Below are 13,890 nucleotides of genomic sequence, written 5' to 3' on the forward strand. Positions count from 1 at the left end.
ATGGGAAAATCTTGGGCCGAAAACGAAAGGACTCGGGTCGGCCGTTTCGACCCGAACATGGGTGGTGAGGTCGTTCCTGTCAAATCGAAGGGTGTTGAAGGCCGCCGCGATGGGAAAAGTTTCATATCGAGAAAGTTGCAGAATACCACCTTGGAGTTGCGGCCGATGTCGGCGTAATGTTTCACCGGGGCATGGATTCGGGGTGGGTCTGGTGACTAAGCCGGGAAAGAAACGGCCGCGCGTCGCATCAGGCGCGCCGGGGGGCTTGCGCCACGAGGAACCGGGCGAAGGCGGGGCGGATGAGGCGGTCGCCTTCATTGCCGAGCAGAGCGCCGCCCTGCGCAAGCTCGCCGAGCGCCACAAGCTGCACGTGTTACATTATTTATTAGGCATGACGCAGCTCGAGGCCGACGAGCACTTGAGGCTGCGGAGCAAGCGCAAGCTGTCGTGAACACGACATGCTGCTGGTTCCGTGATCCCCGCGCAACGGCAAAGCCGTTGTCGCTGGAGGCGTGAGCGGACGCCCCGGGGGGCGGTGACAGATTGAGAGCGCGGCTCTGACCTCGCAATGACAGCGTGGTGGCAGCCGTGCGCGTTCAGGCCGATCGCCGTCGCGGAGCCGGCCGCGGCTTCAGCATTGTCTCCGCCGAGCTGAGCAGCCGCCCGTCCTCCGCGCGCATCTCCAGCTTCTTCACCGGGCGGCCCTTCTCGCGATCAACCAGGATGGTCGCGATTTCCTCGGGGCGATCGTCGAATTCCTCACTCCATTGCCGCAGCGCGACCAGGATCGGGAAGGTACCGCGGCCCTTTGGCGTCAGCACATATTCTTGATACGCGCTGCCGTCGGAGGCGGGGGCGGTCGCCAGGATGCCGTGATCGACCAGCGCGCGCAGCCGCGCCGACAAGATGTTCTTGGCCATGCCGAGCCTGTTCTGAAACTCGCCGAAGCGGCGCTGGCCGGACAGCGCCTCACGGATGATCAGCAGCGACCACCAATCGCCGATCGCGTCCAGCGCCCGTGCGACCGGGCAGGAATCGCTTTCGAAGCTCGTTCGTTTCACCATCGTCCATGTCCCACAGCATTTCGCCAAGTCTGGCGCCGATCACACGCTTGTGTGGTTGCATTATAAAACCATATGCCCTAGATGGCAAATTGGTTTTATTATGCAACCACTGGAGGCTAACGTGAGACTGAAGAACAAGACGGCCCTGATCACCGGCGGCAACAGCGGCATTGGTCTTGCGACCGCAAAGCTGTTCGTGGCCGAGGGCGCGAATGTGGTGATCACCGGCCGCAACAAGGAGACACTGGAGGCCGCCGCGAAGGGGCTCGGGCCGAACGCCCTCGCGTTCGCTGCCGATGCCACCGACATCGCCGCGACGGAAGCTGCGATCAAGCAAGGCGCCGAAAAATTCGGCAAGTTCGACATCGTGTTCGCCAATGCCGGCATCGCCGGCGGCACGCCGCTCGGCTCGGCAACGCTTGATGTCTTCGAGAAAGTCATCAGCACCAACCTGACCAGCGTGTTCTTCACCGTCCAATCCGCGCTGCCTCATCTCAACGACAACGCCTCGATCATCCTCAACGGCTCGGTCATCTCCGTGCTCGGCATTCCCGGCTACTCGGCCTACGGTGCCGCGAAGGCCGGCGTGCGCGCGATGGCGCGGATCATGGCATCGGAGCTGTCGCCGCGCGGCATCCGCGTCAATGTCGTGGCGCCCGGTGCGACCCGCACGCCGATCTGGGGACCTGCGACCGCGACGCCCGAAGCCGAGAAGGCATTCGAGAAGCGGATCGCGCTGTCGACGCCGCTCGGCCGTCTCGGCGAAACCGATCATGTTGCGAAGACGGTGCTGTTCCTGGCCTCGGATGATTCCGCGCATGTGCAGGGCCAGGAGATCTTCGTCGACGGCGGTGCGGTGGCCTCTCCGAGCGGCGCGCCGATCTATCGCGGTTGATCGCCCCAGCGAACCTGGTGGGGCGCAACACGCGAGTTGCGCCCGACGGGTCAACTGTCGTGAGCTCTAGGCTGCGCGCAGGCTGATTGCAGCCTGGAGCGCGCCTGCGAGCGCCTTCTCGCGATGGTCCGGTCCGACCTGGATGCCGTCGGCGAAGATGAATTCGGGATCGGTGATGCCGATGAAGCCGAACACCCAACGCAGATAGGTTTCGAGATGTTCGCCGGCCGCGTAGGGCGTCTCCGCGCCGTAATAGCCGCCGCGCGAGATCGCCACGATCACGCGCTTTCCGCCGGCAAGGCCCTGCGGTCCATTGGCCCCATAGCTGAATGTCTTGCCCGCAACGAGAATGCGGTCGATCCAGGCCTTGAGCTGGCTCGGAATGGTGAAATTGTACATGGGCGCGCCGATCACGACGATGTCGGCGGCCAGGAACTCGTCCAGCGCGGCAGCGCTGGCGGCGAGGTCGGGCGCCAGTTCAGCCGGCGCCGGCGCGCCTTGCGCGGCTGCGAGGTGGGAGCCGGAGAGATGGGCGAGCGGGATCTGGGTCAGGTCGCGATAGACGATGTCGAGCGCGGGGGTCGCCTGCCGGAGCCGATCGACGATGGCGGCGGAAACCTGCCTGGAGACGGAGTGGGGGCCGAGCACGCTGGAGTCGATATGGAGGAGTTTCATTCGAGGTCACCCTGGTATAAGTTTGTAACCAGAGCTACATGAGTGACTATCGAAATCCCCGCAAGAACGCACTTTTTTGAGCCATGGGCACATTGTTGAAACCTGAGAACACCGATTTGCCTGCCTCGCCGAGGCCAAATCCAGGGTCAGATGCGAGGCCGGATCCCAACCATGCCGACTGCCGCGGGGTCGCCTCCGTGCTGTCCCGCGTCGGCGACAAATGGAGCGTGTTCGTGATCATGATGCTCGGCGGCGGGCCGAAGCGCTTCAATGAGCTCAAACGCATGATCAACGGCATCTCGCAGCGGATGCTGACCCTGACGCTGCGCGGGCTGGAGCGCGACGGCCTTGTCACGCGCACGATCTTCCCGACAATTCCGCCGCGCGTCGATTACGAGCTGACCGATCTCGGCCGCGGGCTGTCGCAGCCGGTCGAGGCCCTCGGCAGATGGGCAATGGAGCATCTCGCGCAGATCGAGGCTGCACGGACACGTTTCGATCAGCGCAACGATAACTAGATCAGCGACACCAACCCGCCGCCATGACGCTCGAGCTTTCCGGCAAGCTCGAGCTCCAGCAGCACGGTGCGCACGATCGCGGGCGAGGCGCCCGACATCCGCACGAGGTCGTCGATCGTCACAGGGGCAGGGCCGAGGAGGCCGGTGATCTGGTCGCGGTCGTGGCCTTGCGGATCGCTCTCGAACGGCTCGCTGTCGGGCTCTTCAGCCGGACGCATCAGCGGCCGCTCCATGATCGGCTGGACCGCGTTGACGATGTCGGCGGCTTCCGTGACCAGCGTTGCGCCCTGCTTGATCAGATCGTTGGCGCCGGCGGCGCGCGGATCGAGCGGCGAGCCCGGCACGGCGAACACCTCGCGGCCCTGTTCGGCCGCCATGCGCGCGGTGATCAGCGAACCCGAGCGGTGCGCTGCTTCCACCACGACCACGCCGAGCGAGGCGCCCGAGATCAGCCGGTTGCGGCGAGGGAAGTCACGGGCGCGCGGCTCGTGGCCGAGCGGCATCTCGGAGATCGCAGCGCCCGCGTGGTCGAGGATCGCGGTGAGGAGATCGCCATGCTCGGGCGGATAGATGCAATCATGCCCGCCGGCCAGCACTGCGACCGTGCCGCCGTCGACGCTCGTGCGATGTGCGGCCTGATCGACGCCGCGGGCCAGGCCGGAGATGACGACGAAGCCGGCTTCGCCGAGCTCGCGCGCGAGCTGGCCGGCGAACTTCAGCCCCGCGCCGGAGGCATTGCGCGAGCCGACGATCGCAATCATCGGCCGCATCAAGGTTTTCGCGTCACCGCGCACGGCGAGCAGCGGCGGCGCATCGTCGATCATCGCCAGCCGGGCCGGATAGCCGTCCTCGCCCGGCGCGAGCCAGGCGATGCCGAATTTGCGGCTCGCGGCGAGCTCGGCCTTGGCTTCATCAGCAGTACAGATGCGCCCCGATCGCTGCGCACCGCCGCGCCGCGCCAGATCCGGCAGCCGCTCCAGCGCGGCGCGCGCGGTGCCGAAATGATCGACCAGCGAGCGGAAGGTGCGCGGGCCCACATTGTCGGAACGGATCAGCCGCAGCCGGTCGATCCGCTCAGCCTCGGTCAGCTCCACGCTCGAATTGATGGCGTCCACGGCGTCTCCTTGCAGGCACAGCATGGAACAACCTGAGGGCGTTGCGCAACAGCGGCGTGTGCTTGCGCGACTTCGCCCCGATGTTAAAAGCGATGCCAATAAGAAGGATGTTGCCATGATCTCACTCGCTGACCTCCAGCGCCGCATTGAAGCGGGCGAGTTGTCGCCCGATGCCGCCATCGCCCAGTCGCACGCGGCGATCGAGGCCAAGGAGAAGGACGTCCGTGCCTTCGTCCGCCACGACAAGTCGGCAAGAGCGCAGGCCACGGGTCCCCTGCGCGGCATCGCGGTCGGGATCAAGGACATCATCGACACCGCCAACATGCCGACCGAGATGGGCTCGGAGATCTATCGTGGCTGGCAGCCGCGCGCCGACGCACCCGTCGTGATGATGCTGAAGCGGGCAGGCGCCACCATCATCGGCAAGACCACCACGACCGCGTTCGCCTCGCGAGATCCAACGCCGACGCTCAATCCGCATAACCTTGGCCACACGCCGGGCGGCTCGTCCTCGGGCTCGGCGGCGGCCGTCGGCGCCGGCATGATCCCGCTGGCGCTGGGCACCCAGACCGGTGGCTCGGTGATCCGGCCCGCCGCCTATTGCGGGACCGCCGCGATCAAGCCGTCGTTCCGCATGCTGCCGACGGTCGGCGTGAAATGCTATTCGTGGGCGCTCGACACCGTCGGCCTGTTTGGATCGCGGGCGGAAGATCTCGCGCGCGGATTGTTGGCCATGACGGGGCGCACCGAGTTTGCCGGCATCGTTCCGGCGAAATCGCCGCGCATCGGCGTGGTCAGGCAGGAGTTTGCAGGCAGCGTGGAGCCGGCGGCCGAAGAGGGCTTGCAGGCCGCGATCAAAGCCGCCGAATGTGCCGGTGCCAGTGTGCAGACCATCGATCTGCCTGAGGCCGTGCAGGAGGCCTGGCGCATCCATCCCATCGTCCAGGATTTCGAGGCGCATCGCGCGCTGGCCTGGGAGTTTTCGGAGCGTCACGACGAGATCGCGCCGATGCTGCGGGCAAGCCTCGATGCGACCGCCAATCTGACGCCGAAGGACTATGACAATGCGCGCCGGATCAGCCGTCGTGGCCGCCGCGAGCTCGGCGAGCTGTTCGAGGGCATCGACGTGCTCCTGACCTATTCGGCGCCGGGCACGGCGCCGGCCAAGGAGCTCGCGACGACAGGCGATCCCCGCTACAATCGGCTCTGGACCCTGATGGGCAATCCTTGTGTCAACGTGCCGGTGCTGAAGGTGGGTGGCCTGCCTGTTGGCGTGCAGGTGATCGCGCGCTTCGGCAACGATCCGGTCGCACTCGCGGCGGCGTGGTTCCTGGAGGACGCGCTGGCGAAGTCAGGCTAGCGCCGGTTCGGCCGCGGGCAATTTGCGTTGAGCCTCATTGCTCGTCACGTCTTGCCCGAGCCAGCGCTCGGCAGCGTGACGGCCGCTCCGGTGCAGTTGCCGAACGAAGCCGCGGCCGAGATCGGTCGATGAGCGCTGCGCCAGGCCGTCAACGGAGTCTTCTGCCGCGATCCTGGTGAGGCGCAGCGACGGTGCGGCATGCGCCTTCGCCCATTCGATCGCGGCGATCTCGGCATTGAGCGCCGCGTTGGCCGCGATCTGGTCCAGCCGGCGGTCGATCGCAGCGAGCGTGATCGGCACGTAGCCGTCGCGCGCCGGCGTGACCTGGACCAGCAGGACGTCGGACGTTGTCGTCTCCTGCGCCAGCCGCAGCAGGGGCGGATTGCCGCCGAAGCCGCCGTCCCAATAGGCCTCGCCGTCGATCTCGACGGCACAGTGAACCAGCGGCGGGCAGGTTGAGGCCAGCGCGACGTCGGCGGTGAGGGCGTCGTTGCGGAAGATCTGCTGCTGCCCGTCGCGGATCCGCGTCGCCGCGATCAGCAGCTTTGGACCGCGGGCGCCACGCAGCGCGGAAAAGTCGATGTCGCGCGACAACGCCTGCCTGAGCGGATCGAGATCGAACGGATCGAAATGGCCGGAGCGCAAGGTCGGACCGAACGCGACCGAGCTTCCCGCCGGCGAGAAGCCACCGACCAGCATCAGCGAGCGAAACGAGGCCTCATGCATCAGGCGAAGCCAGAACCGGCTCAGCCGGCTACGTGCAGCTTCGCGGCCGCCCTCCGCGAGGCCGGAGCCGAGCAGGAGCGCATTGATCGCGCCGGCACTGGCGCCGCTGATCGTGTCGATCTCGATGGGCTCTTCCAGCAGCCGCTCCAGCACGCCCCATGTGAAGGCGGCAAAGGTGCCGCCGCCCTGGAGCGCCAGCGAGAGTCTTCGCGGCGGCCATTGGTCGGAGCGTGCCTGCGCGGGCCCGACCGGCGCAGCTCTGGTCGCGACCTCGACCGTCGCGGGCGCTTGCGCGATCACATCGGGTTGTGCCGCTGGCGGCAAGCCCGGAAGAGACTTTGGCGGAGGCGAGGGCGAGTCGGACCAGATATTGGTCGTCGAGAGCAGACGGCTTGCTGCGGTGCAGGAAGCACCCAGCGAACCAACTCCGTCATGCGTGCCGACAATCTTCTCGCTCATGCTGAGCAACCGCCGCCATTTCCGCCGTCAGGATGACAGGCTCGGAACCCGCTCGCCAATACAACCGTGATTCGGCCGCGAGTTGCGAACAGGATTTGGGCATATAATGCAGAAGGGTTGCTTCGGTATCCGTAGATGCCCGGCTTCTCTGGAAACGCGCTACGCCTTCTCGCCGATGCGGCTTTCCTTGCCCCCTTGCAACCGCTTGATGTTCTCGCGATGCGCGTAGAACATCAGCAGCGTCAGCACCGCGAACAATGCTGCGAGCGCGAGGTGCCCGAACCACCACAGGAATATCGGCGTGATGAAGGCCGCCACCAGCGCCGAGAGCGACGAATAGCGGGTGGTTAAGGCGGTCGCCAGCCAAAGCAGGCAGAACACCACCATGCCGGGCCAGAACAGGCCGAGCAGGACGCCGATGTAGGTGGCGACGCCCTTGCCACCCCTGAACTTGAGCCAGACCGGGAAGAGATGACCGAGGAACGCTCCGAGCCCGGCCACCATGGCAGCGTTGGGGCCGGCAAGATAGCCGGCAATCACCACGGCCGCTGTACCCTTGAGCGCGTCGAGCAACAGGGTGCCTGCGGCAAGGGCCTTGCTGCCCGTGCGCAGCACGTTGGTGGCGCCGATGCTGCCGGAGCCGATCGAGCGAATATCCTGCGTGCCGGCGAGCCTGGTCAGGACCAGCCCGAACGGAATCGAGCCGAAGAGGTAGCCGATGACGAAAGCCACCGGCAGGAAGGCTTCAAGCCCCATGGCTGAGTCTCCAAAGGCTGAATTGCCTCGAACGATCTTGCACGTCAGACATGCTCGTACACCGTGCGACCGCCGACAATGGTGCGCACCACGCGGCCTGTAAAGCGGGCCTCGTCGAACGGGGTGTTCTTGCAGGGTGATTTGAGGTCGGCGGGATCGACCACCCAGGGCACGTCGGGGTCGATCACGATGACATCGGCCGGGCTGCCCGCGCGCAGGGTTCCGCCAGGCAGGCCGAGCAGCTCGGCCGGGCGGGTCGACATTGCCCGGATCAGCGTCTTCAGTTCCAGCTCGCCGTTGTGAACGAGGCGCAGACCCGCCGGCAGCATTGTTTCCAGACCGACGGCGCCGGGAGCGGCTTCCGCGAAGGGCAGGCGCTTGACCTCGACGTCCTGCGGATTGTGGTCGGACATGATGACGTCGAGCAGGCCGGAGGCGGTCGCGGCCACCAGCGCGCGGCGGTCGTCCTCGGTCCGCAGCGGCGGCGACAGCTTCAGGAAGGATCGGTAGGGCCCGATGTCGTTCTCGTTCAGCGCGAGATGGTTGATCGAGACCGAGGCGCTGACGGGGAGGCCGGCATCGCGGGCGCGCTGCAGGATGTCGAGCGAGTCGATGCAGGTCAGCGAGGCCGCGTGATAGCGGCCGCCGGTCAACGCGACGAGGCGCATGTCGCGTTCGAGGATCACCGCCTCGGCGGCATTCGGGATGCCGACCAGGCCGAGCCGCGATGCGAACTCGCCTTCGTTCATCACGCCCTCGCCGACGAGATCGGGGTCCTCGGTGTAGTGGACGATCAGCGCGTCGAAATCGCGCGCGTAGGTCAGCGCGCGGCGCATCACCTGCGCATTGGTCACGCTTCTGGCGCTATCGCAGAAGGCGACGGCGCCCGCGGCCTTGAGCAAGCCGAACTCGGTCATCTCCTGACCGTGCATGCCCTTGGTGAGGGCGGCCATCGGCTGGATGTTGACGATCGCGGTGTCGCGGGCGCGGCGCATCACGAAGTCGACGGTCGCCGAGTTGTCGATGACCGGAGACGTGTCGGGCTGGCAGATGATGGTGGTGATGCCGCCGGTCGCAGCCGCCTGGCTCGCGGTGGCGAAGGTCTCGCGATGGCTGAAGCCGGGCTCGCCGACGAAGGCGCGCATGTCGATCAGGCCGGGCGCGACGACCTTGCCGGAGCAGTTGACGATGTCGGTGCCTTCAGGGACGCCGGCAGCGCCGATGCCGCGACGGGTCTCGCGGATGATGCCGTCGGCGATGAGGACGTCGCCGACACCGTCGAAATCCCTGGAGGGGTCGACGACGCGGGCGTTGGCGAGGAGGATGGGGCGGCGATCGGTCAGCATCGGCATCACGCGTTCGGCAGGTTGCGGGCGAGCGCTTCCAGCACCGCCATGCGCACGGCGACGCCCATTTCCACCTGTTCGCGGATCAGGGACTGCGCGCCGTCGGCCACGATCGAATCGATCTCGACGCCGCGGTTCATGGGGCCGGGATGCATCACCAGGGCATCAGGCTTGGCGTAAGCGAGCTTCTTCTGGTCGAGCCCGAAATAGTGGAAGTATTCGGACGACGACGGCACGAAGGAGCCGTTCATGCGCTCGCGCTGCAGCCGCAGCATCATGACGATATCCGCGCCGTTGAGGCCCTCGCGCATGTCGCGCGCGACCTCGACGCCCATCCGCTCGATGCCGGGCGGCATCAATGTGGTGGGGCCGACCACGCGGACGCGGGCACCCATCGTGTTGAGCAGGATGATGTTGGAGCGGGCGACTCGCGAATGCAGCACGTCGCCGCAGATCGCGACCACGAGCCCTTCGATCCGGCCCTTGTTGCGGCGGATGGTGAGCGCGTCGAGCAGGGCCTGCGTCGGATGCTCATGCGCGCCGTCGCCGGCATTGATCACGGAACCGTCGACCTTGCGCGCCAGCAGTTCCACCGCGCCGGAGGCGTGATGGCGCATCACCAGGATGTCCGGGTGCATCGCGTTCAGCGTCATCGCGGTATCGATCAGCGTCTCGCCCTTCTTCATGGACGAGGAGGACACCGACATGTTCATGACGTCCGCCCCGAGCCGCTTGCCGGCGAGCTCGAACGAGGATTGGGTCCGGGTGGAGGCCTCGAAGAAGAGGTTCACCTGCGTCCGTCCCCGCAGGACGGTGCGCTTCTTGTCAACCTGGCGGTTGAGCTCGACATATTCTTCGGACAGGTCGAGGAGGCCGGTGATGTCGGCCGCGGAAAGGCCCTCGATGCCCAGCAAATGCCGGTGGCCGAGGACGAAGGTCGATTTCGATGTCATTAAAAGCAGAGCTATAGGGGGGGATGACGGGGGGAGCAAGCTTCAAATCCGGCCCGCGGACTTATCCACGGCGCTTTGCGGTCGGGAGGACGCTGGCAGCCTGTGTTCGGGGCAGCCGCTTTGCGCTAGACTCGCGCCATTCGTTGCGTCACGGGCTGGATCATGACGAGCACGCGGTATTTTAATCGACTGGCGCGCAATATTGCTGCGCTGAGCGCCGCGTGCCTTGTCGGCCTGGCGACACCGGCGCTGGCGGAGAAGCGCGTGGCGCTCGTCATCGGCAACGACCTCTATCCGAACCTGCCGGCCGACCGGCAATTGAAGAAGGCGGCCAATGACGCAACGACCGTCGCCGATGCGCTGAGGTCACTTGGATTTGAGATCGTGCTCGGGACCAATCTCGGCCGTCAGGGCATGATCGACCGGCTCGCGGACTTCACCGCGCGGCTCGAGCCGGGCGATACGGCTGCCGTGTTCTATGCAGGGCATGGCGTTGCCATCGCCGGGGTGAACTACCTCGTGCCGAGCGATGTTCCCACCGTCGTCGAGGGCGCCGAAGCACGGGTGCGCGGGGCCTCGATCGCGGAGCCTGACGTGATTGCGGAGCTTCAGGCGAAGTCGGTGCGGGTCGCCTTCATCGTCATCGACGCCTGCCGTGACAATCCGTTTCCGCGCGCCTCCGGCCGTTCGATCGGCAATACGCGGGGGCTCGCTGATGCGCGGCCGGCGCGCGGGATCTTCACGCTCTATTCCGCGGGGATCGGCCAGACGGCGCTCGACCAGCTCAGCAGCAACGATAATGCACATAATTCGGTGTTCACGCGGATATTCATCGAGCAGCTGAAGCGGCCCGAGCTGCACCTCGGCGATCTCGCGGTCGAAGTGCGCGAGCGTGTGGCGGCGCTGGCGCAGACCGCAAAGGACGGTGGAGGGCAACCGGCGCCACACGAACAGACGCCGGCCTACTACGACCAGACGCTCGGCGGGCGCATCTATCTCTGGAATGCGGGATCGTCGAACGGGGCGCCGAAAGTGGCGGGCATGCTGGTGAAGCCGCCGGCAAGTCCTGCGGTCGCGGAGCGATCGGCTTTTCGTCCGCAGCGCCCGTCCACGGCCGGCGAAAGCTGCGCCCGCAGCGGATTCGAGACCTATTGCGTCAGCTCGATGCTGAAGCCGCAATACGGCAATTCGTACGGCGCTGCGAACCTGTTCGACGCCTCTACAGGGACGGCCTGGGTCGAGGGTGCGTCGGGCAACGGCATCGGCGAATGGATCACGATCGAGTTCGAAACCCTGCGGCTTGTCAAGTCGATCCATGTGCAGAACGGCTATCAGAAGAGCCCCGACATCTTCGCCAAGAACAACAGGGTCCGTCAGATCCGGGTGCTGCTCTCGGGTGGCGAGTCCCGGACTTTCATTCTCGACGACAAGCTGTCGGCGCAGCTCCTGACATTGCGGCCGCCGATTGCGGCCTATTGGCTGCAGTTCATCATCGACGATGTCTGGGCCGGCAACAAATACATGGACACCGCGATCACGAAACTTCTGGTCAGCTCGGATCCGGTGCAATGACCGCAAGGATTGGGATCGCAGCGCGCGCAACGCTGGTCGTGCTGCTTGCAATATCCGTCCCCGCGCCGGCGCGGGCGCAGGCCTTGCCGGGCGGCTTCGCGTACTTGCGCGACATCGACCCCAGCATCATCCAGGACATTCGCTATGCCACGTCGAACAATTTCGTCGGGCGTCCGCTTGCGGGCTATGGCGCCGGAGAGTGCGTGGTCAAAAGGGAGGTGGGACTGCGGCTGAAGGCGGTCCAGGAAGAGCTCGCGGCGCAAAGCCTGTCGCTCAAGATGTTCGATTGCTACCGGCCGGCGCGGGCCTCGCTCGACATGGTCAAGTGGTCGCAGAACGGCCAGGAGACCGCCGCCGAGCGGCGCTACAATCCCAAAATTCCCAAGACGGAGCTGTTCCGCCTCGGCTACATCGCCAGCCGTTCGCAGCATTCGACCGGTGCCGCGCTCGATCTCACGTTGGTCGATCTCAAGGCCGACGACACCGCGAAATATGATCCTTCAAAGACCTATGCCGATTGCACCGCGCCGGTCGGGGCGCGCGCGCCCGAAGGCAGCGTCGACATGGGCACCGGCTACGACTGCACCGACACGAAAGGCCATACTGCGGCACCGTCGATCACAGGGGAGCAGCGCACCTGGCGCAGGCGGCTGGTGGCTGCGATGGCCAGGCAAGGCTTTGTGAACTATTCGAAAGAGTGGTGGCATTTTTCCCTGCCGGGGGCGGGTGGGGCAGCCTATGATTTCCCGATCGAGCCGCGCCGGAACTAAAGACCGCGCCGAGGAACTGATGACCCAGCCGAGCTTCGCGACCCACGAGGTCTTCAATCAATCGCCCCCGTTCGAGGATATCGACCTGTTCGCCGTGGATCGGCCGCTGGTCGAGGCGGTCAAGGCCAATGGCGGTGGGGCGGCGGAACGCGAGCTGTCGGAGTTCGGCAAGCAATGGGGTTCGGCCACGATGGCCGATCGCGGGCGCCTCGCGAACGAGAACACCCCGAAGCTGCGCAGCTTCGATGCCAAGGGCAACCGCCGCGACCAGGTCGAGTTTCACCCCGCTTATCATGAGCTGATGGCGCACAGCGCCCATGCCGGCGTGCACAATTCGACCTGGACTGCGAACGGCAAACCTGCGGGCGATGCCGCGGAAGTCATTCGTGCGGCAAAGTTCTACATGGCGGCACAAGTCGAGACCGGCCATCTCTGTCCGATCACGATGACGCGCGCCGCCGTTGGCGCGCTGGCGACGCAGCCGGACCTGCTCGCGCGCGTGATGCCGGTACTGTCGACCAGGAGTTACGATCCCAGCTTTGCGCCGTGGTGGCAGAAGCGCGGCATGACGCTCGGCATGGGGATGACCGAGAAGCAGGGCGGCACCGACGTGCGCACCAACATGACCCGCGCGGTGCGCGAGGGGGAGGCCTATCGCATCACCGGCCACAAATGGTTCATGTCGGCGCCGATGTGCGATGCGTTCCTGGTGCTGGCGCAGGCCGAAGGCGGGCTGACCTGTTTCTTCATGCCGCGCTTCGCGCCGGATGACGCCGTGAATGCGATTCAGTTCCAGCGGCTGAAGGACAAGCTCGGCAACCGCTCCAATGCCTCCTCCGAGGTCGAATTCGCGGGTGCCTACGCCGAACCGATTGGCGAGGAGGGCAAGGGCATCCGCACCATCATCCAGATGGTGCAGCTGACGCGGCAGGATTGCGCGATTGCCTCCGTCGGCCTGATGCGCTCGGGATTGGCGCATGCGCTGCATCACGCCCGTCACCGCAGCGTGTTCCAGAAGCATCTCGCCGATCAGCCGCTGATGCAGGCGGTGCTGTCGGATATGGCGCTGCATGTGGAGGCGAGCACGGCTCTGGTGATGCGGCTCTGCCGCTCCTTCGATCGCACCCCGCACGATGCGGCGGAGGCCGCCTATATGCGATTGCTGACGCCGGCGATCAAATACTGGACCTGCAAGAGCGCGCCGCCGTTCCTCTATGAAGCCATGGAATGCCTCGGCGGCAATGGCTATGTCGAGGACGGCATTCTGGCGCGCCACTATCGGGAGTCGCCGGTCAATGCGATCTGGGAAGGCTCGGGCAACGTCATGTGCCTCGACGTGCTCCGCGCGCTCTCGCGTGAACCGGAGCCGGCGATGGCGGTGCTGCAATCGCTCGCGGCCGAGACGAAGGGCTTGCCCGGGGCAGCCGAGGCGGTCACCTTCATCGGCAAGACCTTCCGCCGCGCCGATGGCGAACGCATCGCACGGCTTGCGGTCGAGAAGCTGGCGCTGCTTGCGGCTGCCGCGGCGCTCAACGGCGTGTCACCGCGCAATGCCGAACTGTTCGCGAGCACGCGTCTTACAGCCAATCACGCCAGCATGTATGGCGCGGTGGACCTGGAGAGCGGCGAGGTGCGCGCATTGCTGGAGCGGGCGCTGCCGTGAGCCTCCCCAACGAAAGCC

Annotated in this window: 14 protein-coding genes; 7 read left to right on the forward strand and 7 right to left on the reverse strand. The window is 66.0% G+C overall.

Annotated elements, in window-relative coordinates; translation table 11 throughout:
* Window positions 1-265 precede the first annotated feature (265 nt).
* Window positions 266-451 carry a hypothetical protein gene (locus ACFDR6_RS24850; RefSeq protein WP_375859862.1) on the forward strand — a complete coding sequence of 62 codons (186 nt, stop codon included), beginning with the start codon at window positions 266-268 and terminating at the stop codon, window positions 449-451.
* Between the two features lie 145 nt (window positions 452-596).
* Here the strand turns inward: ACFDR6_RS24850 and ACFDR6_RS24855 are convergent, their stop codons facing one another.
* Window positions 597-1,064: a winged helix-turn-helix transcriptional regulator gene (locus ACFDR6_RS24855; protein ID WP_317243754.1), complete on the reverse strand. Its 468-nt coding sequence runs from the start codon at window positions 1,062-1,064 to the stop codon at window positions 597-599.
* Window positions 1,065-1,185: 121 nt separating this feature from the next.
* Here ACFDR6_RS24855 and ACFDR6_RS24860 point away from each other — a divergent pair, with 121 nt between their 5' ends.
* Window positions 1,186-1,959 carry an SDR family oxidoreductase gene (locus ACFDR6_RS24860; RefSeq protein ID WP_375859863.1) on the forward strand — a complete coding sequence of 258 codons (774 nt, stop codon included), beginning with the start codon at window positions 1,186-1,188 and terminating at the stop codon, window positions 1,957-1,959.
* 66 nt (window positions 1,960-2,025) lie between these two features.
* On the opposite strand, the gene ACFDR6_RS24865 is transcribed toward ACFDR6_RS24860, so the two are convergent.
* Complete coding sequence (locus ACFDR6_RS24865) at window positions 2,026-2,634, reverse strand: FMN-dependent NADH-azoreductase (RefSeq protein ID WP_317243756.1); 609 nt, start codon at window positions 2,632-2,634, stop codon at window positions 2,026-2,028.
* An 83-nt stretch (window positions 2,635-2,717) separates the two neighbouring features.
* On the opposite strand from ACFDR6_RS24865, the gene ACFDR6_RS24870 reads away from it, so the two are divergent.
* A complete protein-coding gene (locus ACFDR6_RS24870; protein ID WP_212089564.1) occupies window positions 2,718-3,152 on the forward strand; it encodes a winged helix-turn-helix transcriptional regulator in 435 nt (144 codons plus the stop codon).
* Here ACFDR6_RS24870 and dprA read toward each other — a convergent pair.
* Window positions 3,149-4,291 (reverse strand): DNA-processing protein DprA, encoded by a 1,143-nt coding sequence (gene dprA / locus ACFDR6_RS24875; protein WP_375859864.1) that lies wholly within the window; start codon window positions 4,289-4,291, stop codon window positions 3,149-3,151. The genes ACFDR6_RS24870 and dprA overlap by 4 nt on opposite strands.
* 91 nt (window positions 4,292-4,382) lie before the next feature.
* Between dprA and ACFDR6_RS24880 the strand changes: the two genes are divergently transcribed.
* Window positions 4,383-5,627 (forward strand): amidase, encoded by a 1,245-nt coding sequence (locus ACFDR6_RS24880; RefSeq protein ID WP_375859865.1) that lies wholly within the window; start codon window positions 4,383-4,385, stop codon window positions 5,625-5,627.
* Here ACFDR6_RS24880 and ACFDR6_RS24885 read toward each other — a convergent pair.
* The 4 genes from ACFDR6_RS24885 to ACFDR6_RS24900 all read right to left on the reverse strand — a co-directional run bounded on the left by ACFDR6_RS24885 (window position 5,619) and on the right by ACFDR6_RS24900 (window position 9,867).
* Window positions 5,619-6,812, reverse strand: a complete 1,194-nt coding sequence (locus tag ACFDR6_RS24885; protein ID WP_375859866.1) for a patatin-like phospholipase family protein — start codon at window positions 6,810-6,812, stop codon at window positions 5,619-5,621. The genes ACFDR6_RS24880 and ACFDR6_RS24885 overlap by 9 nt on opposite strands.
* A gap of 159 nt (window positions 6,813-6,971) precedes the next feature.
* Window positions 6,972-7,568 carry a glycerol-3-phosphate 1-O-acyltransferase PlsY gene (plsY, locus tag ACFDR6_RS24890; RefSeq protein WP_212089571.1) on the reverse strand — a complete coding sequence of 199 codons (597 nt, stop codon included), beginning with the start codon at window positions 7,566-7,568 and terminating at the stop codon, window positions 6,972-6,974.
* A 44-nt stretch (window positions 7,569-7,612) separates the two neighbouring features.
* Window positions 7,613-8,914 (reverse strand): dihydroorotase, encoded by a 1,302-nt coding sequence (locus tag ACFDR6_RS24895; protein ID WP_317243916.1) that lies wholly within the window; start codon window positions 8,912-8,914, stop codon window positions 7,613-7,615.
* Window positions 8,915-8,919: 5 nt separating this feature from the next.
* Window positions 8,920-9,867: an aspartate carbamoyltransferase catalytic subunit gene (locus tag ACFDR6_RS24900; protein ID WP_212089576.1), complete on the reverse strand. Its 948-nt coding sequence runs from the start codon at window positions 9,865-9,867 to the stop codon at window positions 8,920-8,922.
* Between the two features lie 162 nt (window positions 9,868-10,029).
* Between ACFDR6_RS24900 and ACFDR6_RS24905 the strand changes: the two genes are divergently transcribed.
* Genes ACFDR6_RS24905 through ACFDR6_RS24915 form a run of 3 tightly spaced genes read left to right on the forward strand, consistent with a single transcriptional unit; the run spans window position 10,030 to window position 13,872 of the window.
* On the forward strand, window positions 10,030-11,439 hold the full coding sequence (locus ACFDR6_RS24905) for an NADase-type glycan-binding domain-containing protein (RefSeq protein WP_375859867.1): 1,410 nt from the start codon (window positions 10,030-10,032) through the stop codon (window positions 11,437-11,439).
* Complete coding sequence (locus ACFDR6_RS24910; protein ID WP_375859868.1) at window positions 11,436-12,209, forward strand: M15 family metallopeptidase; 774 nt, start codon at window positions 11,436-11,438, stop codon at window positions 12,207-12,209. Before ACFDR6_RS24905 ends, ACFDR6_RS24910 begins: the two co-directional genes overlap by 4 nt.
* Before the next feature lie 19 nt (window positions 12,210-12,228).
* The gene (locus ACFDR6_RS24915; protein ID WP_375859869.1) at window positions 12,229-13,872 is read left to right on the forward strand and encodes an isovaleryl-CoA dehydrogenase; all 1,644 of its coding nucleotides are present in this window, start codon (window positions 12,229-12,231) and stop codon (window positions 13,870-13,872) included.
* The last annotated feature ends 18 nt before the right edge of the window (window positions 13,873-13,890 follow it).

The organism is Bradyrhizobium tunisiense (assembly GCF_042263385.1).
In the GTDB taxonomy this organism is placed as follows: domain Bacteria; phylum Pseudomonadota; class Alphaproteobacteria; order Rhizobiales; family Xanthobacteraceae; genus Bradyrhizobium; species Bradyrhizobium tunisiense.